The organism is Methanohalophilus halophilus (assembly GCF_001889405.1).
GTDB classification, from domain to species: domain Archaea; phylum Halobacteriota; class Methanosarcinia; order Methanosarcinales; family Methanosarcinaceae; genus Methanohalophilus; species Methanohalophilus halophilus.
The window spans coordinates 775,257-791,358 of sequence record NZ_CP017921.1 but is presented as its reverse complement, the minus strand read 5'-3'; the positions used below and the strand labels follow the sequence as shown (position 1 = coordinate 791,358).

Here is a 16,102-nt window from a genome sequence, read left to right as displayed (position 1 = left end):
AAAGAGATATTAGGGATGAATGGCATCAGGACCATTCATCATCTTTTTCATGCTTGCCTTTTTCCTCAGCGGGTGCATCCTCGCCCATAGATTTTGCAAGCATCGTTTCAAGACGGTCGATTTTTTCTTCCAGGTTCTTTACATGTTCCTGAGTTGCGACATCGGATTTATTGACAGCTTCCTTGACACGGGAAGACATCTTATCCTCCATCTCCTCCTGCTGCTTTCTCTTGGATTCAATCAAGTCCGTCACGAACTTTTTACCCTCTTCCCTGTTAATTTCCCCACTCTCGACGAGGTCTTTCACATACTCATTAATCTTCTCTTCGGTCAGGGCATACAGACCCACGGTAAAAAGCCCAAATTTTTTCATATAATATACAGGATCGTACATTTTATTAAACCTCCACCAGTATATTGTGTTTCAATAATATATAAACAAAATGAAAATAAGCAGAAGAAAGAATTAGCACACATCTTGAAAACTTTGTCAGCACAAAAATATCAGAATTACTTTGAAAGGAGCCCCTCAATACCCTTTCCAATATAGGTTACACCGGTTGATTCTATAAATTTATCACATACGTCCCGTGCATCCCCTTCTTCAATCACCTGACCGCCGGATACCAAAGCTGCCCTGTGGGCCACTTCTTTCACAAAATCCATGTGATGGCTGACAAAAACTATGGTCGTACCAAACCTGCGATTTATTTCCTTGAGAGAATTGGTAACATCTCTCAGAGTTACGGGGTCAAGATCTCCAAAGGGTTCATCCAGCATGAGTATATCGGGAGATGTGGCAAGAGATACTGCAATATAGGACCTCACATGTTCTCCACCACTTATCTGTGCAGGTTTCTTTTCAAGTATGTCAGGAGAAAGATCCAGAGCATCAAATACAGGTTCTGCATATTTGGCCACATCAAGGTCCGGCCAGGCGGGGAATAATTCAAGGTAGACCTGTGGTGTCAGTCCCATTTTTGAAAGGGATTGTTCTTTTTCTGCCTCTGCCATATCTGGCAACTGATAAATCGTGTCCAGCATCTTTTCAGAGATACCCAGCTCCTCTGCTTTTTGGCGGGCGTGTTCTATTGCACCCTCCCTTTTGAGCCTGAGTTTAAAGGCTATATGCTGTCCTATTGTCGAATGAGGGGACAAAGTGAATTCCTGATGCATGATACTCATTCTGCGGCGCATTTCCATTCTTTGCGGGCTGAAACGGGAAATATCAACCCAGTTATCCTCAAGGGAATAAAGGACCCTTCCGCTTTGGGGTTCGAGGAGACCGGCAAGCATCCTTAGCAGGGTTGTTTTACCACTTCCGGAAGGACCTATCAAACCCAGTATCTCACCCCTGTTAACAGAAAGAGAGATATCCTTCAGGTCCAAAACTTCGCCTACCCTCCAGAGGGAATAACGCTTGGCAAGATTTTCTGCCCTGACACAAACCTCTTCTGAAAAATTACCCAGAGGTTTTTTAGCAGCCATTCCATGAAGGAACTTATCCAGAACTTCGCCAGAGCTACCTGATGCCACAATTTTTCCTTCATCAATGTAGAGCATATCATCGGCAAGGTAGCTCAAAATTTCCGGCAGATGGGATACTACCAGAATAGGAATGTTGAGTTTTTCTTTCAGAAGAAGAATTATGTCCAGTATTTGCTGTTTGGAATCCGGACCTGCCATTGTGACAGGTTCATCCAGCAGCAGCACGGATGGCCGGGATGCAAGCTGGCGGGCAAGAATGAGGCGTTGTTTCTCTCCCCCACTCAATGCTCCAGAAAAATGCAGGGCTTTTTCCTTCAAACCCACAATACCCAGATAGGCCATTGCCTCTTCATACATTTCATCATAAAGGGGATGATCGTTTTCCGGAAGGGCTTCGTAACCTTCCCTTGCATAATAAAGCCTGCGGATTATATTTTCAACCGCTTTACCGGACCAGAGGCTGAAGTTGCGCTGAAGATGAAGGGCACTATTGCTCATCAAAAAACGTTGACCGGTTTGCCCCATATCCGGATTTATAGCCGTTGCGTCAATCTCAATCGTTCCACTGTCAAAAGTTTCTATTCCACGCAAAATTTCAAGTAGTGTAGATTTGCCACTACCACTTTTACCTGTAATGCCAAGTATTTCGCCATTCTGTACGGTAAAACTGATGTCCTCAAGTACCTGTTTTTTCCCGCAGGGAGAATCGTAAATTTTTGAAATACCTTTTACTTTAAGCATTTCCCCACCTCATTAAGGGAAATCCATTTTTAACTTTTGATCGCAGAAACAAATTCAGCAATCTTTGCGCGGACATCGCCAGCATCTTCCACGGCAGTACCTGTCACGATCATATCCGCTCCTGCCTTTGCGCAGGCAGCTGCAGCATTACGGTCGCGGATGCCTCCACCTACTATCAGGTGTCCTTTATCGATAGCATGTTTCACAGCACCCACCATTTCAACTGGAACCGGTTTTTCTGCACCCGAGCCTGCCTCGAGGTAAACATAGCGCATTCCAAAATAAGATCCAGCAAGAGCATAGGCTGCAGCAAGCTCCGGTTTTGTACGGGGTAGCAAACGTGCATCCCCTACCCATCCAACCGTACCGCCTGGTTCCACGATCAGGTAGGCCATTGGAATGGGTTCAATGCCGAATTTACGTACAAGGGGCGCACCCATCGCCTGGTTGGTAACAATGTAGTTGATATCCCTGGAATTCAGCAGGCTCATGAAAAATATAGCATCGGCGTATGAACTCACGCCTGCGGAATCGCCGGGGAAAAGAATAGTTGGCACATTAATTTGTTCTTTCATCAGCTGTAGGGTCTGGTCAAGAACCTGACCCATCGCTCCGGTGGAACCCCCAATCATTATCGCATCAGTGCCTCCCTCAACGGCAGCTTTTGCAATCTCTACCGCTCTTTCGGGTTTTTGGGAGGCGGGGTCTATAAGCGTCAGATGGACACAACCGTCCCTCTTCACAATGTCATTGAGGTACTCTTCCACCTGCATCAGACCGATCAGCCTCTCTTTACTTCCTTGGATTTTACACGGAGATTTTTGTAACCACACTTTCTGCATTTAACAGCCCTTACAGCATTACGGGCATTGCAATTCATGCAGATCTTCTTGTTAAGTATACGTTCCTCAGCTTCGGGGAATCTTGCCATATTCTCACCTTTGTAATAATTGTAATTAAATTAATAGTATCGGGCTGGCTAAATAGCCCTCAAAACATATAATTGTTTTGGAGGAGGAATCATCGATAATTCTTATCGATTTCCTCCAGCATCATCTCACGTACTGAGCGGGCATCCGCACGACCACGTGTTTTCTTCATTACCTGGCCCACAAGGAAGTTCAGGGATTTTTCCTTACCTGCAAAATAATCCTCCAAAGCGTCGGGGTTTTCTTTCAAAACTTCCCCTACAGCCTCGTCGACCACATCACCCTCTACCTTCAGCAGACCCTTCTCTTTCACAATATCCATCGGCGAGCCACCTTCATCAAGGATATTGCGTATGATCTCCACAGCTCCCTTTTCGGTAATTTTACCACTGGCCACCAGCTCAATGATCTTTACCATATTTTCTACGTTAAAGGAAGCTATGGTTAGATCACGGTAATTGAGCTCTCCCTTGAGAACATCGGAAACCCAGACTGCTGCTGCGGCAGGGTCTACCTTTGAGGCAACCTCTTCATAGAAATCCGCCACCCTGATGTCAGATGTCAGCGCCTTGGCGTGGGTATCCACCATCCCGTAATCCGAAATGAACCTGCTGCGCCTGGCATCCGGCAGTTCGGGGAGAGTCTCAAGGATACCGTCAACCCAGCTTCCAACCCTCATGGGTACCAGATCGGGTTCTGGGAAATAGCGGTAATCGTGCTCTTCTTCCTTGGTCCTCATGGAAATCGTGACCCCACGGGCCTCGTCAAAGTGACGTGTTTCCATAACAACTTCTTCCCCCCGGCGTTTGATATTCTTCTGGCGCATGATTTCATAGAGCAGGGCCCTTTCGGCGCCTTTGTGGGAAGAGATGTTCTTTACCTCGGTTCGGTCACCGCCACCTATGGAAATATTAGCATCCACCCTCATCGAGCCTTCCAGGGTACTGTCGAAGACATCCAGATATTCAAGGATGTTACGCAGCTTGTCCAGGAAACGTCTGGCTTCCCGGGGACTGCGCATATCCGGCTCGGAAACTATCTCAATCAGGGCCATGCCCGATCGATTGTAATCAATCAGTGTACCCTTGGACCTGTCAATGGAACCCATATGCATCAGTCTGCCCGGGTCTTCCTCCATGTGGGCACGCCTGATACGAACGACATGTTCACCGTCCTCACCTTCAATTACCACCCTGCCGTCACTGACAATCGGGTAATCATACTGGGTGGTCTGAAAACCTTTTGGAAGATCGGGATAGTAGTAATTCTTACGATGGAACTGGGTTTGTTCCACAATCTCACAGTTTAGGGCCAGACCGATCCTGATAGCATATTCCACAGCCCTTTTGTTCAGCACCGGCAGACAACCGGGAAGGCCCATACATACCGGACATACATGAGTATTGGGTTGTGAAGTATGATAATCCGTAGAACAACCACAGAATAACTTGGTAGCAAGTTTGTTGAGCTGGACATGTATCTCCAGACCTACCATCACACCATCGGGATTTTCGTATACCATTTATACCACCTCTGCGGCCAATTTGGTATGATGATCGGTATTTTTCTCAAAAGAGTGGGCTGCTTTGAGAATAGTAGCTTCATCAAAGTAGTTCCCGATTACCTGCAGTCCTACAGGCAGACCTTCGGAAAAGCCACACGGCACTGATATGGAAGGCACCCCTGCGAGATTAATCGGGACAGTGTTGACATCCGAGAGGTACAGGGACAGTGGATCATCCATTTTTTCCCCTATCTTGAAGGCAGGAGTTGGCATTGTGGGTGCCATTAATACATCCACATCCTCAAAGGCTCTTTCAAAATCCTGTTTTACAAGAGTGCGGACCTTGAGGGCCTTTAGATAATATTTGTCATGATAGCCCGCAGAAAGAGCATAAGTTCCAAGCAGGATACGTCTTTTTACCTCTGCACCAAACTTTTCCTGCCTGGTCTTTGAAGCCATCATATGCCAGTTCTCCCCCTCTGAACGATTGCCATAGCGAGTACCGTCAAAACGGGCAAGGTTGGAAGAAGCTTCACTCATGGCTATGATATAATATGCTGCCAGTGCATAAGGCGTGTTTGGCATGGAAACTTTTGTGTATTCAGCTCCCATGTCCTCGAATTTACCAATGGCATCCCATACCAGTTTCTGTACATTATCATCGATGCCTTCCCCGAAGTATTCATCAGGAACTCCGATCTTTAACCCGTCCACACCATCCTGAAGGGTATCAGTATAACCGGCATTATGTTTAACACAGGTTGAATCCCGGTTATCATATGTGCCAATAACGTCCATCAGGGCTGCGACATCTTCAACACGATTTGCCAGGGGGCCAATCTGTTCTAAAGAGTTGGCATAAGAAACCAATCCGTACCTGGAGACCGCCCCATAGGTTGGTTTCAGGCCCACGGCCCCACAAAAAGCCGCCGGGCAACGCACCGAGCCACCTGTATCCGAGCCCAGCGAGACAGGAACCTGCCCTGCAGCTACAGCGGCGGCACTGCCACCTGACGATCCTCCAGCCACTCTTTCTGTATCCCAGGGATTAAGAGTTGGACCATAGGTACTTGTTTCAGTGGAAGTACCCATACCAAATTCATCCATGTTGGACTTGCCGATTATCACTGCACCGGCCTTTCGCAATCTTTCGATCACGTGAGCATCATAGGGTGGCACATAACCTTCAAGGATGGCAGAACTGCAGGTTGTGGATAATCCCTTTGTGGAAATATTATCCTTGATTGCAATGGGCACACCTGCAAGAGGACCTTCAATATCCAGAGAGTCAACTTTTTTAGCCTGCTCAATAGCATCTTCTGCAATACAGGTGAAGGCGTTAATGTTACTTTTTTCTATTCTTTCCAGATAGGAGGCAACAACTTCCTCGGCTGATGAGGAAACAATCCTGTTTTTTATATCAGATAAACCGTCCAGCATTTTTTGGCCCTCAGATGATCTTTGGAGTTTTAATGTAGCCATCCTGTACCTCTTCAGCATTTGCAAGAATGGCATCCTGCTCCAGGGAACCTCTTGGCTCATCTTCCCTGAATACATTCATGATATCTGCAACGTGGTATGTAGGCTTGACATCCGAGGTATCCACCTCATCCAGCTGTCCGAAATAATCCAGTACTGTGCTCAGTTCCGATGCAAATTCGGAAGCATCCTCCTCATCGATATTGACCCGTGCAAGCCAGCCGATGTGTTCTACCTGTTCCTTTGTGATCATGATATGAAGCCTCGGTAAGCGTTATATAGCGTATGTGTTACACAAAATATGATATTATCAATATTGGTTGAAACTATGTTTTATATCGTATGATTTTCAAAAGTTGATATGATTTTATGAGTTCCTACCTGCTATTCGATTACACCTTTAAACAATAAATTTATAAGAGGCTTTCGTTCATTGAGCCGTCATTATTGCCATAGGTGGAGAAAAGGTGGTAGTGGAAGATTGTGTAACAAAGGAAGGTTACACCTGAATAAGGTATCAAATTCCAGCTAAACCAATTTAACAAACGCTTTTATCTAAATATTGACAATTTATGTTATCATTTGGCCATAAATTATGTAATATAATTTTCAATATAGATATTTTTTAATGATGCTCAAACATATATCCATTGTTAACCAATGTTAAACCGCATATAACCTGGGGAGGTGAAAAGAATGGTAAAATGTGGAGTTTGTGGCGGTGATGCACCAAGGCAACCAAGTGTCACAGAAGAAGGCAAATGTGACCTTTGTGGAAAGAAGTTTGTCCTTAAAGAAGAAAAGAAGAAGGAATGAACGGACAAGAAACTCTTGAACTTATATTTTGAGAGTGTGCCCATTCCCTTGAGGAAGAAATACTACTTCTTTCTTATTTATTTTTTCAACTTATTGGCAGCAGCCACATCCAATTTTATATCAACATTCCCAATTATCCATTCTTTAAACTATCCATTATTACTGTTATCCCACAATAAACCCCAAAACCATAAAGGACGTTACACTAAACGAAACTGTGCTTTTCTTCCAAAAGGAACGGCCCCGGGCCTAATATTTTCTCATCGGGCTTTTTTACTCCTGCGGTTTACACCATACATCTGTACCTTCTTCATCCTGGCAAGATTGAGCACCCTGTCCATCTCATAATCCTCCAGGGGCCGGGCCTCTATGAAACCATTTTCCACAGCTTCATTGAATATCTCATAACCAATACTTGATCGGGCAAAAACCGTGGTGCAACCATCCGGCGTACCCACACCCCCGAAACTTATATCGGAATTTTCTGCCGCCATGTCGGTACAGAACTTGCATGAGCTAGACCTGTATTCATCAAATTCGGATAGAGAGAACCTGCTTATCTGACCTGCCTGCTCAAACTCAAACTTACCCTTACGAATCTTCATTGCATCAATATCCGCAAGTCTCATGCCATGGTTTTCAACAAATTCCTTGATGCCCTCATACGAAAATGTGTCCATACAGAATAGTCCCAGACGCAACACATTGGCTCTCATGAACAGATGCAAAAAACCATAGGGACTACGCTGCATCTTGTGGACTGCATCTATATTGCAACTTGGACCCACAAAAGCAATACTTCGCATACCTTGCTGGATGGCCTGCATCAATTGTTCCATTGTCATGCTGTGAGAATACATGCTACCAGAGGACTCAAGCGCCTGTGCACGATCCTCAGCAATAATTGCAACCGGTTTCCAGGGTTGATCCTTTGAATGGGTGGTTACTACCGCACAATCGATCAAACCTTCCTCCAGTCCATAAGCCAGCAATGCCGTAACAGCACCTCCATCCTGTCCATTGTGGTGGGGAAGCAGACTTTTGGCACTGTATGCAAACCTGAGTTTACCCACAAGTTCCTCTTCTGTAGTAATGGTGCGAGGGCACTGGTTATAGCACACACCGCAGGACGTACATGGGCCTACAATCCTGGGACGTTTATCCTTTATTGCTATGGATTCACAGGATGCAGCACATGCACCGCAAAGGGTACAGATACCGGGCTTGATAACATCTTTGTTAAGTTTGCCAAAAGAAACACGTTTCTTTTCGTCAAGACTGCGTTTGAGACGTATTACACTTTTCTTCATCTCATTAAATGTTTTCAGGCATTCACTTGAACAAAAATAATAGGTTTTACCGTCATATTCCTTCTGGAAAGAAGTGTCTTCTGCAACCTCTCTTTTACAAATAGGATCCTGCTTCATTATATCCACCGCAAAACTGTCTACAATAGGATTTGTCTGCACTATTATAAACTGATGGCAGAAAACTATAATTAATCTTACTACCCACCATGAGTACATGGATGCCCAGACCAAAGCCGAATTACTGGCAACAGGAAGAGTGGCAATCGATGAAAACCTACTCGGAAAAACCCTTGTTTCAAGTGCAGGACCGGGTGCCGGTAAAGTAGGTTTCTTTTTTACTTCTGGAGGACACCGGGTAAAACTTGGAGCAGATGCAAATTCCCCTTTAAAAGCGATTGAAAAGGATGGAAAGATCTGTATCTACAAAGATGAGAAGCTCCTTGCCTGCGGACAAATTGAAGAAGAATTGCTTCACTGTCCCGAGCAGGCGTATATCAATATGACCGAGACCTGTATCTTTGACTGTAAATTCTGCCCTGTCCCAAAACTCAACGGCAGGGTCAAATCAGTGGAAGAAGTGCTGGACATGATAGAAAAAGCACATGATACAGGAAAGATGAAAGCCATATCCATCACTGCCGGAGTGGATGAAAAAGTTGAAAAGGAAGTTGACCGGGCGGTCGATGTTGTCAGGAAGTGCAAAAGGTACCATGTACCCATCGGGGTTTCGGTATATCCCACAATCAATTCCAACAAACTGTTAAAAGAGGCCGGCGCAGATGAGATAAAATATAATGTCGAGACCATGGATCGCCAGCTATACAGCGAGCTCTGCGGCGAACAGGATCTTGATTTTATACTGGACTGCCTTTCCGAAGCTGTCCGGATGTTTGGCAAGAACAGGGTTTGTTCCAATTTCATAATCGGTTTGGGAGAAAATGATGAGACTGTAATGCAAGGAATAAGGGAACTTGTACGAAGAGGCGTGGTTCCTATCCTGAGACCCGCAACAAGCCATCCCCTCAGAAAGGGGGAGGTTAATATAGAGAGGCCTTCAAAGGAGCGGATCCTCAAACTCACCCGTTTCCTGAGAGAAGAGCTGGATCAAGCCGGGCTTGATACAAGGCTTTTCAGGACAATGTGCCTGCCATGCACAGGTTGTGACCTGGGGCCCCATAGAGATCTGGGATGAGAAACCAGTTGGCAAAAAATCCTGTATATTGATAAAATTTGCCACTGTGCGAAAATTAAGGAAAGTATTTATTGCAAAGGGATTCCAAGGGGTGACTATGAGTCTGTTAGAAAAACTCTATAACATCAATGTGGGCTATATCATAATAGCAGGGATCGCCCTGACTGCTCTGCTCTTTAAATTCCTCCTCCAGTATGCCGAAGAAGGGAATCTGGTACTTGTTATATTGCTTGGTATTGCTATTGCTTTTGTGGCCACATTGATTACAAGGGTATTCAAGAACCAGCGCTATTTGCAACAGCTTAAATAACATTCATTCCTTACCCAGGCCTTTCAGGATTGCCTCCCTCCAGTCAGAGGCGTTTTCCACATCATATATGTGCCTGGTAATACTTTCCTTTGATTCAAGGATTGCAAGTTTATCCTTTTGCAAAATACCCTGTTTCTCAATTTCTGCCCCTGCAATATCCTTCAACCTGATAGTTTCGATATTGCCTTTATCCATCATGAGAAATCTACGGTTGGTAAGCACCAGACAACCCTTTTTTTCCTTTTCAAGCTTCAGGAGGGTTTCACCCCGCAGAAAAGAAGGACGAAACAATTCAAGATTTTCTGCAAAACTTTTCGGCTCCCTGATCGAAAGGGCCAGTACCTCAGGATTTTTCTCATCGATTACTATATAGAGTGAGTTTGTATCCTGTTTCAAACCTATAATAGAACTTGCATCTATTCTCCTGATAAGTTCTTTTTTCTTTGAGAAAAGGGTGGCAGTGATTTTTTCAAAATAGATATGTTTCTTTGTGAGTACCAGCCAGATCCTGTTCCCTTCAATTGTTGCGCTATGTCTTCCAAACACTTCCTCCCCGGTTTCAAGCACATCAACCCCCCGTCCTTTCCGGTGGAAACTCTCTCCTTCATCAGTACAGTAATGGTTAAGCATCTCAGTAAGCAGTGGGCCTTCTATCAATTTAAGGTTGTGTTTTGCCCCTTCCTTTCTTCCTTCACCGGTAAAACTGGAAGTTGTAACAATAATTACTCCATCCACATTTTCCCTGTAGGACAAACTGCCATATTCACGTACTTCCTTGACTCCCACAGGCCCTGAATAACGTTTGGCCTGGACAAGCCATCGGTGGGAAAGACCAAAGTTATCAATAGATATTTCAATATCTACACCACCGTCCCTGCTTTGTTGTGTCGAGTGGGTATTATATCCCATTTTTTCAAAAAGATGAGCTACCAGCCTTTCAAAATCATACGGGTCAGTATTGAGCAGTTGATTAATCTCCCACATCAAATCATTCATCCACTGTATAGGACAGGCCACATTCTGGACAGGAATACGTTACTGTTGTGGCAGCATTTTTATTTTTATTCTCTATCCTATCCATCCAAGTTCCACAGGTTACACATTTCTGATCGAATATTGTACGGTTGCTTGATTTTTCACTATCTGCTTTTGTAATAGAAACCCCTCCGGGATGGGCAATTGTTGGTTGTGCACTATTTGTGAATAACCATACAAACCTTTAAATGTATGCAGTACATAGCTAAATGATAATTGATCAGAATCACAGATATAGCTTATGAAATATCTAAATAATGCGAGGGGAAGCATGGACGAGCTCGAAGAAATAAGGAAGAGGAGAATGGAAGAGATAAGGACAGACCTCGAAAAGGCCAACTGGCCTGCAGAAGCCATGATAGTATCAGATGCCGATTTTGAAGGTTTTGTAAGCCGCTATCCACTTGTTGTAGTGGACTGTTGGGCAGAATGGTGTGGTCCGTGCAAAAGGGTCGGACCGATAATAGACTCTCTTGCCAGGCAGATGCAGGGAGACGTTGTTTTTGGCAAACTCGATACGGACCAGAATCAGGTTACTGCGAGAAAATTCCAGATCTCTGCAATTCCAACCCTTCTTGTGTTCAAAAATGGGCAACTTGCAGACCGAATGGTGGGCGCATTACCACAGGCAAACATACAGGAAAAAATTAAATCATTCCTCTGAGGGACAGATTTTATGTCACACAAACCCAGAATAGCCGAAACTCCTTCCGTTAGACTGATAGACCTGAAATCAAAATCCAATTCCTATTTCATAGTGGCCTCTGTAGAAGTGGGCAATACGACCACCAAATGTATCCTTACGGCCACAGATCTCGAAAAAGGTACGACATACCATGTGGTGAAAACCGTAAGGATGACAAGGGATGTAAGACAACCAAAACCTGGAGAAGAAGTATTCGGCAAGACGCTTACAGGGGTGGAATTAAGCCGCGAATCCGTGGCAGAACTTGTCAAGAATACGCTTCTGGAGGCTGTCAAGAAAGCCAACCTCGATATAAAAAAAGATATTCACTTCGTTGTCCGATCCACCGGTGTGGTGGCCGGGTTCGATGCACCGGAAGAAGTGGGAGAGTTTATCAAAGCTCTTGCAGACGGTTGCCTTATGGCGGGTGTGCCTCCCAGGAACATGACGCCTCCGATGTCCCAGGAAAACATAAACCCCAGATTCCAGAAGTTCAGCAAACTCAATAAAGTTATTTTTGATGGAGCAGTTGCCAGCGTCCTTCCTCCCACCGGGGCCACAGGTGTGGAAATCGTGGCCAATGAAATGGAGGGGGAACTTGCAACCGCCGGTATTAAAGAAGGAGCGAAATGGGTGAATGTGGATTTCCGTAATCCCTGTTTATCGATGGACTTTGGAACCACACTGGATGGACGTGTCATCAGCCCCGAAGAGCCATATGCAAAAACCATTGGGAACTTCTGTGGCTATGCCGGAGCCATTCCCGATGCTATAATCCGTGGAACCCAGCTTGTGGATCTGGAACTGGGAACCGCTCTTGATGTCTTTGACGAAAAGCCTCCGGGCATGATTACCATGTTCCTGAAGGGTAAGAAAATAAAGGAATATGCAAACCGCTTAATGGAAAAGATATCTATCGAAAAGGTACCTGAAAATGTCACCCGCTATGGGAGTGTGCCTGTAAATCCTGCCGCTGCAGCCGAAATCGGAGTCGTGCTCATTGGATGTGACGTGGGCACCAATGGTTCAAAAATGCATGAATTAACAGAGATGGGTGCGCAGATTTACAAAGAAGAGGGACTCAAGGTCCTGTTCGCAGTAATCGATGAAGTGATGGCAGGTGTAATCTACCGCCTTGTGGAAGTGGCACAGAAAGAAGGGGTTGTATTTCCTGAAACTGCCATTGGAATCACCGGAAGGGCCGGCATTTCAGGAGACAAACCCAAACTTGTCCTTGAAAAACTGGAAACACTGGGATTGGGAGATAAAATCGAAGAAAAAGTTGTATTTGTCGATGACGGGCTTGCCAGAGGTGCAGCGGTCATGGCAAGATGTATGAACTCACTGGGAACCCCTCATAATCCCCTGGGTGGCCATACAGGCGGAAAATGCATCCTTAAGGACAGGATCAAATTACAGAGCCAGTAAGTTCATTCCCCAGAGAAGGTTTTTAGAGCCTTCTCCATTGCTTTTTTATGTAGCTGCGCCGAATCATGAATTCCGCCCAGCTGCCCTCTGACGGCCCTGCAAGGGTATTGCTGGATTAACAAACCTGCTTTTGCCGGAGCGTCCTCTACTCTTGTACCAATCAGTTTTTCCGCCATTTTCCATGTGCTGCCGCATGGTGCACCCTTCAGGACCCTGACATCCGATATATAGCCGTTTTTAGTGGAGACTTCAAGTTCCGGAAGACCGAATACACTGGAAAAAGGTGCTGTTTCCTCCTTTTCCGGAAGAGTACAGCATATCTCATCCACCTCGATATAGATGCCATATTCAGAAGCTATTTTTTCCAGTTCGATAAATGGAGCCCGGGCCGAACCTCCGGGTACGATCAATGAGGACACACCGGCTTTCCCGGCCATACGAGCAATCACCGGTGTAATATCGGGATGCAGGGAGTAAGTTATTATGGTATCTGCAGTGAATACATCCGGATTGATATCCAGTCTCTTTACAAATTCTTCCGGCTCATCCAGGAAATCGGGTAACCTGGCAGGCAGGGAGGCAGTTTTGATGGTAAAGTCCGAATGTTGACGGAGCGTTTCTATCAATCGGTTGCCGTATTTACCCCTTGTAATTACTCCTATAATTGTCATACACTGGAAATGAAGAATATAGTTATATTATTTACCGGTAAATATTATACAGGTGAAAATATGGATGATATAGATCAATCAAAGGTATATTTTGTATGCAATACATGCAGCTTCGTATTTCAGGCAGACCCCAACTTCATGCCTATAAAATGTCCCCAATGTGGCAGTGAAGACACCGTCCGTACCTGAGAGATGGAAATGAAAGGAAAACTTGTGACAATTGAAGGGATTGACGGGTCGGGCAAGACCACCATAATGGAATACCTGAAACAAAACCCCATTTATTCGGATATTATTTTTACACGCGAACCTACAAAAGACTGGATCGGCCAGGCTGTAATGCGGGCAATCCAGTCGGATGTTGATCCCCTGGCAGAGCTCTTATTGTTCACAGCCGATCATGCAGAACACATCCGAAATACGATCAAACCTGCAATGGAAACTGGCAGAGTGATAATTTCAGACAGGTACTCAGACAGCAGAATTGCCTATCAGTCATCTACCCTTAAGGACAGGTTCAATGAGCCGGTAGAGTGGATCAAGCAGCTGCACAGGGGATGGACCGTTGTGCCCGACCTTACTTTACTGCTTGATATCGACCCCGAAATTGCCGTTTCAAGATGTAACAGTCGTGACGCACAGACCAAGTTTGAAAAGGTGGATTTCCTTTCGGGGGTTCGCAATGTATTCCTGCAACTTGCAGAAGAAAATCCTCAGCGATTTGTAATCATCGACGCATCACAGAGTCTGGAAAAAGTGAAAAAAAAAGTAGACGAAGCCATCAGTGGGCTTGAATGATCAAAGCTCATTGGAGTCGGCAAATTCGATAAGGGCCTCTCCCAGCTGTCTTGCATATTTGGGATTGAGATTAAAACGACCCCGTTTCTGGCCCCCTCTTTCCTTTGCAATTTCCACATATTCTTTTTCATACCGTTCGCTGGTTTCCAGTGAGATGGTAAGATACCATCCTCCACCCATTTTTATTTCATGATACGCTGCTTCAACGTCCTCAAATGTATCTTCATCCATAGTTATCACCTGATTTTTTTATCGTAGTTGTTTTACTGGTATAACTTGTTTGTGCACTGCTGTGGCAACAAGTGCACCTGAAATCCCGGCGTTTTTAAGTTCTGCAATATCTGTCATATCCCGCACACCGCCCCCCAGCAGAAGAGGATGGCAGGATATTTTTGCAAGACGGGAAAGCATGTCAATGTCCATCCCTGAAGAAGTGCCTACACGGTCCAGATCAAGATAAATTATGTCTTTCAGGGGCAACTCATTGAATATTTCTATTGCCAGATTAGGATTTTCAGGGATATCCGATGATTTAGACAGTAATTGACCATTTTTGCGATCTATGCTCACACTTATGCGGCCCGGGTGTCTGGCAGCCAGCTTCCTGATCACATCCATTGAAGCCGTTTCAGTACCCAGCACAAGGGTGTCTGCAATTCGCAGCCATTTATCCGCATCCTCCTGCCTTTCTACACCGACATCCAACATGACATTAGATTTTGATGAAAGAGATTTTAATTCATCAATATTCTCTTTGTTTTTCCCTTCCCCCTGCAGGATATTGAGGTCGGCAATATAGACTTCCCGCGGATTGAGAGTTTCAATTATACCACAGGGACTGGAGATTTCACATACCTGACTGGACAGATGAACCGCCTGGTAGTTTTTCCGGTCTCCTCCCCGGGCATGGACTGCAATACCATTATATATATCCAATACAAAGACAATTCGAAACATATTTAATATGACACTTTATTCCATCCTATAAAAAAGAGGCCATTACATGAAACTGCTGGTTAGTCCTATTAATAACGAAGAAGCAATCTCCGCCCTAAAAGGCGGTGCAGATATTATCGATGTCAAAAATCCAAAAGAAGGATCTCTTGGTGCCAATTTCCCGGGAGTGATCAAAGGGGTAAAGGACGCTGTAGGGGACCAAAAACCCATCAGTGCAGCCCTGGGGGATTTTAACTACAAACCCGGCACCGCTGCCCTTGCTGCCTATGGTGCAGCAGCTGCGGGTGCGGATTATGTCAAAATCGGCCTGTATGATATCCAGACAGAGGAACAGGCCTATGAGATGCTTGCCGGAATCACCGAAGCTGTCAGGACAATGGATAATGTCCCGAAAGTAGTCGCATGTGCATATTCCGATTATACGAGGATCAATTCAATCGACCCGGCCCTCTTACCGGCAATTGGCGCAAAAGCAGGAGTTGACCTGGTCATGGTTGATACGGGGGTAAAAGACGGACGTTCCACCTTCGAGTACCTCAATGAAGCACAACTTAAGGATTTCGTTGAAAAAGCACATGCAAATGGCCTGGAAACGGCACTGGCAGGCAGTATCAAATTCGACGATATAGAAGCAATAAAGGAAATCAAGCCGGATATCCTGGGCGTCAGGGGTATCGTCTGTGGCGGGGATCGTAGTACATCCATCAAGCAGGAACTTGTAGAACAGCTTCGCGCCCGCCTTAGCTAATATTTTTGGAC

19 protein-coding genes are annotated in these 16,102 nt (G+C 45.2%); 7 read left to right on the top strand and 12 right to left on the bottom strand.

Annotated features, from left to right (window positions below; genetic code table 11):
- Window positions 1–25: 25 nt before the first annotated feature.
- The 8 genes from BHR79_RS03900 to BHR79_RS03865 all read right to left on the bottom strand — a co-directional run bounded on the left by BHR79_RS03900 (window position 26) and on the right by BHR79_RS03865 (window position 8,384).
- Window positions 26–394, bottom strand: a complete 369-nt coding sequence (locus tag BHR79_RS03900) for a phasin family protein (protein WP_072561155.1) — start codon at window positions 392–394, stop codon at window positions 26–28.
- Window positions 395–510: 116 nt separating this feature from the next.
- The gene (locus BHR79_RS03895) at window positions 511–2,229 is read right to left on the bottom strand and encodes an ABC transporter ATP-binding protein (RefSeq protein WP_072561154.1); all 1,719 of its coding nucleotides are present in this window, start codon (window positions 2,227–2,229) and stop codon (window positions 511–513) included.
- A 29-nt stretch (window positions 2,230–2,258) separates the two neighbouring features.
- Entirely contained in the window at window positions 2,259–3,002 is a 744-nt protein-coding gene (locus tag BHR79_RS03890) for a geranylgeranylglyceryl/heptaprenylglyceryl phosphate synthase (protein ID WP_072561153.1), read from the bottom strand.
- A gap of 8 nt (window positions 3,003–3,010) precedes the next feature.
- The gene (locus BHR79_RS03885; protein WP_013038400.1) at window positions 3,011–3,160 is read right to left on the bottom strand and encodes a 50S ribosomal protein L40e; all 150 of its coding nucleotides are present in this window, start codon (window positions 3,158–3,160) and stop codon (window positions 3,011–3,013) included.
- An 89-nt stretch (window positions 3,161–3,249) separates the two neighbouring features.
- Window positions 3,250–4,680 (bottom strand): Asp-tRNA(Asn)/Glu-tRNA(Gln) amidotransferase subunit GatB, encoded by a 1,431-nt coding sequence (gene gatB / locus BHR79_RS03880; RefSeq protein WP_072561152.1) that lies wholly within the window; start codon window positions 4,678–4,680, stop codon window positions 3,250–3,252.
- Window positions 4,681–6,102 carry an Asp-tRNA(Asn)/Glu-tRNA(Gln) amidotransferase subunit GatA gene (gene gatA, locus BHR79_RS03875; protein WP_072561151.1) on the bottom strand — a complete coding sequence of 474 codons (1,422 nt, stop codon included), beginning with the start codon at window positions 6,100–6,102 and terminating at the stop codon, window positions 4,681–4,683.
- Between the two features lie 10 nt (window positions 6,103–6,112).
- Entirely contained in the window at window positions 6,113–6,394 is a 282-nt protein-coding gene (gatC, locus tag BHR79_RS03870) for an Asp-tRNA(Asn)/Glu-tRNA(Gln) amidotransferase subunit GatC (RefSeq protein WP_072561150.1), read from the bottom strand.
- 823 nt (window positions 6,395–7,217) lie between these two features.
- Window positions 7,218–8,384: a Coenzyme F420 hydrogenase/dehydrogenase, beta subunit C-terminal domain gene (locus BHR79_RS03865; protein WP_072562286.1), complete on the bottom strand. Its 1,167-nt coding sequence runs from the start codon at window positions 8,382–8,384 to the stop codon at window positions 7,218–7,220.
- Between the two features lie 97 nt (window positions 8,385–8,481).
- Here BHR79_RS03865 and BHR79_RS03860 point away from each other — a divergent pair, with 97 nt between their 5' ends.
- Both BHR79_RS03860 and BHR79_RS10490 read left to right on the top strand, forming a co-directional pair.
- A complete protein-coding gene (locus BHR79_RS03860; protein WP_072561149.1) occupies window positions 8,482–9,459 on the top strand; it encodes a radical SAM protein in 978 nt (325 codons plus the stop codon).
- 97 nt (window positions 9,460–9,556) lie between these two features.
- Window positions 9,557–9,769, top strand: coding sequence for a hypothetical protein (locus BHR79_RS10490; protein ID WP_143743609.1), 213 nt, complete (start codon window positions 9,557–9,559; stop codon window positions 9,767–9,769).
- A 3-nt stretch (window positions 9,770–9,772) separates the two neighbouring features.
- On the opposite strand, the gene BHR79_RS03850 is transcribed toward BHR79_RS10490, so the two are convergent.
- On the bottom strand, window positions 9,773–10,753 hold the full coding sequence (locus BHR79_RS03850) for a restriction endonuclease (protein ID WP_072561147.1): 981 nt from the start codon (window positions 10,751–10,753) through the stop codon (window positions 9,773–9,775).
- Between the two features lie 322 nt (window positions 10,754–11,075).
- Here BHR79_RS03850 and trxA point away from each other — a divergent pair, with 322 nt between their 5' ends.
- Together trxA and BHR79_RS03840 are read left to right on the top strand one after the other, a co-directional pair.
- Entirely contained in the window at window positions 11,076–11,468 is a 393-nt protein-coding gene (gene trxA, locus BHR79_RS03845; protein WP_072561146.1) for a thioredoxin, read from the top strand.
- 12 nt (window positions 11,469–11,480) lie between these two features.
- Entirely contained in the window at window positions 11,481–12,917 is a 1,437-nt protein-coding gene (locus tag BHR79_RS03840; protein ID WP_072561145.1) for a methanogenesis marker 14 protein, read from the top strand.
- Window positions 12,918–12,919: 2 nt separating this feature from the next.
- Here the strand turns inward: BHR79_RS03840 and BHR79_RS03835 are convergent, their stop codons facing one another.
- Window positions 12,920–13,588: a DUF166 domain-containing protein gene (locus tag BHR79_RS03835; RefSeq protein WP_072561144.1), complete on the bottom strand. Its 669-nt coding sequence runs from the start codon at window positions 13,586–13,588 to the stop codon at window positions 12,920–12,922.
- A gap of 60 nt (window positions 13,589–13,648) precedes the next feature.
- On the opposite strand from BHR79_RS03835, the gene BHR79_RS10800 reads away from it, so the two are divergent.
- Window positions 13,649–13,777, top strand: a complete 129-nt coding sequence (locus BHR79_RS10800) for a hypothetical protein (RefSeq protein WP_257790280.1) — start codon at window positions 13,649–13,651, stop codon at window positions 13,775–13,777.
- Window positions 13,778–13,786: 9 nt separating this feature from the next.
- Entirely contained in the window at window positions 13,787–14,386 is a 600-nt protein-coding gene (tmk, locus tag BHR79_RS03825) for a dTMP kinase (protein WP_072561142.1), read from the top strand.
- Here the strand turns inward: tmk and BHR79_RS03820 are convergent, their stop codons facing one another.
- Both BHR79_RS03820 and BHR79_RS03815 read right to left on the bottom strand, forming a co-directional pair.
- Window positions 14,387–14,617: a hypothetical protein gene (locus BHR79_RS03820; RefSeq protein ID WP_072561141.1), complete on the bottom strand. Its 231-nt coding sequence runs from the start codon at window positions 14,615–14,617 to the stop codon at window positions 14,387–14,389.
- A gap of 18 nt (window positions 14,618–14,635) precedes the next feature.
- Window positions 14,636–15,343, bottom strand: coding sequence for a HisA/HisF-related TIM barrel protein (locus BHR79_RS03815; protein ID WP_072561140.1), 708 nt, complete (start codon window positions 15,341–15,343; stop codon window positions 14,636–14,638).
- A gap of 46 nt (window positions 15,344–15,389) precedes the next feature.
- Between BHR79_RS03815 and BHR79_RS03810 the strand changes: the two genes are divergently transcribed.
- The gene (locus BHR79_RS03810; protein ID WP_072561139.1) at window positions 15,390–16,091 is read left to right on the top strand and encodes a (5-formylfuran-3-yl)methyl phosphate synthase; all 702 of its coding nucleotides are present in this window, start codon (window positions 15,390–15,392) and stop codon (window positions 16,089–16,091) included.
- The last annotated feature ends 11 nt before the right edge of the window (window positions 16,092–16,102 follow it).

Coding starts and splice junctions, on each gene's coding strand:
- BHR79_RS03895 (WP_072561154.1), bottom strand. CDS start 2,229: ATGCTTAAAGTAAAAGGTATTTCAAAAATTTACGATTCTCCCTGCGGG.
- BHR79_RS03835 (WP_072561144.1), bottom strand. CDS start 13,588: ATGACAATTATAGGAGTAATTACAAGGGGTAAATACGGCAACCGATTG.
- BHR79_RS03810 (WP_072561139.1), top strand. CDS start 15,390: ATGAAACTGCTGGTTAGTCCTATTAATAACGAAGAAGCAATCTCCGCC.
- BHR79_RS10490 (WP_143743609.1), top strand. CDS start 9,557: ATGAGTCTGTTAGAAAAACTCTATAACATCAATGTGGGCTATATCATA.
- BHR79_RS03820 (WP_072561141.1), bottom strand. CDS start 14,617: ATGGATGAAGATACATTTGAGGACGTTGAAGCAGCGTATCATGAAATA.
- gatA (WP_072561151.1), bottom strand. CDS start 6,102: ATGCTGGACGGTTTATCTGATATAAAAAACAGGATTGTTTCCTCATCA.
- gatC (WP_072561150.1), bottom strand. CDS start 6,394: ATGATCACAAAGGAACAGGTAGAACACATCGGCTGGCTTGCACGGGTC.
- BHR79_RS03860 (WP_072561149.1), top strand. CDS start 8,482: ATGGATGCCCAGACCAAAGCCGAATTACTGGCAACAGGAAGAGTGGCA.
- trxA (WP_072561146.1), top strand. CDS start 11,076: ATGGACGAGCTCGAAGAAATAAGGAAGAGGAGAATGGAAGAGATAAGG.
- gatB (WP_072561152.1), bottom strand. CDS start 4,680: ATGGTATACGAAAATCCCGATGGTGTGATGGTAGGTCTGGAGATACAT.
- BHR79_RS03900 (WP_072561155.1), bottom strand. CDS start 394: ATGTACGATCCTGTATATTATATGAAAAAATTTGGGCTTTTTACCGTG.
- BHR79_RS03815 (WP_072561140.1), bottom strand. CDS start 15,343: ATGTTTCGAATTGTCTTTGTATTGGATATATATAATGGTATTGCAGTC.
- BHR79_RS03840 (WP_072561145.1), top strand. CDS start 11,481: ATGTCACACAAACCCAGAATAGCCGAAACTCCTTCCGTTAGACTGATA.
- BHR79_RS03850 (WP_072561147.1), bottom strand. CDS start 10,753: ATGTGGGAGATTAATCAACTGCTCAATACTGACCCGTATGATTTTGAA.
- BHR79_RS10800 (WP_257790280.1), top strand. CDS start 13,649: ATGGATGATATAGATCAATCAAAGGTATATTTTGTATGCAATACATGC.
- BHR79_RS03865 (WP_072562286.1), bottom strand. CDS start 8,384: ATGAAGCAGGATCCTATTTGTAAAAGAGAGGTTGCAGAAGACACTTCT.
- tmk (WP_072561142.1), top strand. CDS start 13,787: ATGAAAGGAAAACTTGTGACAATTGAAGGGATTGACGGGTCGGGCAAG.
- BHR79_RS03885 (WP_013038400.1), bottom strand. CDS start 3,160: ATGGCAAGATTCCCCGAAGCTGAGGAACGTATACTTAACAAGAAGATC.
- BHR79_RS03890 (WP_072561153.1), bottom strand. CDS start 3,002: ATGCAGGTGGAAGAGTACCTCAATGACATTGTGAAGAGGGACGGTTGT.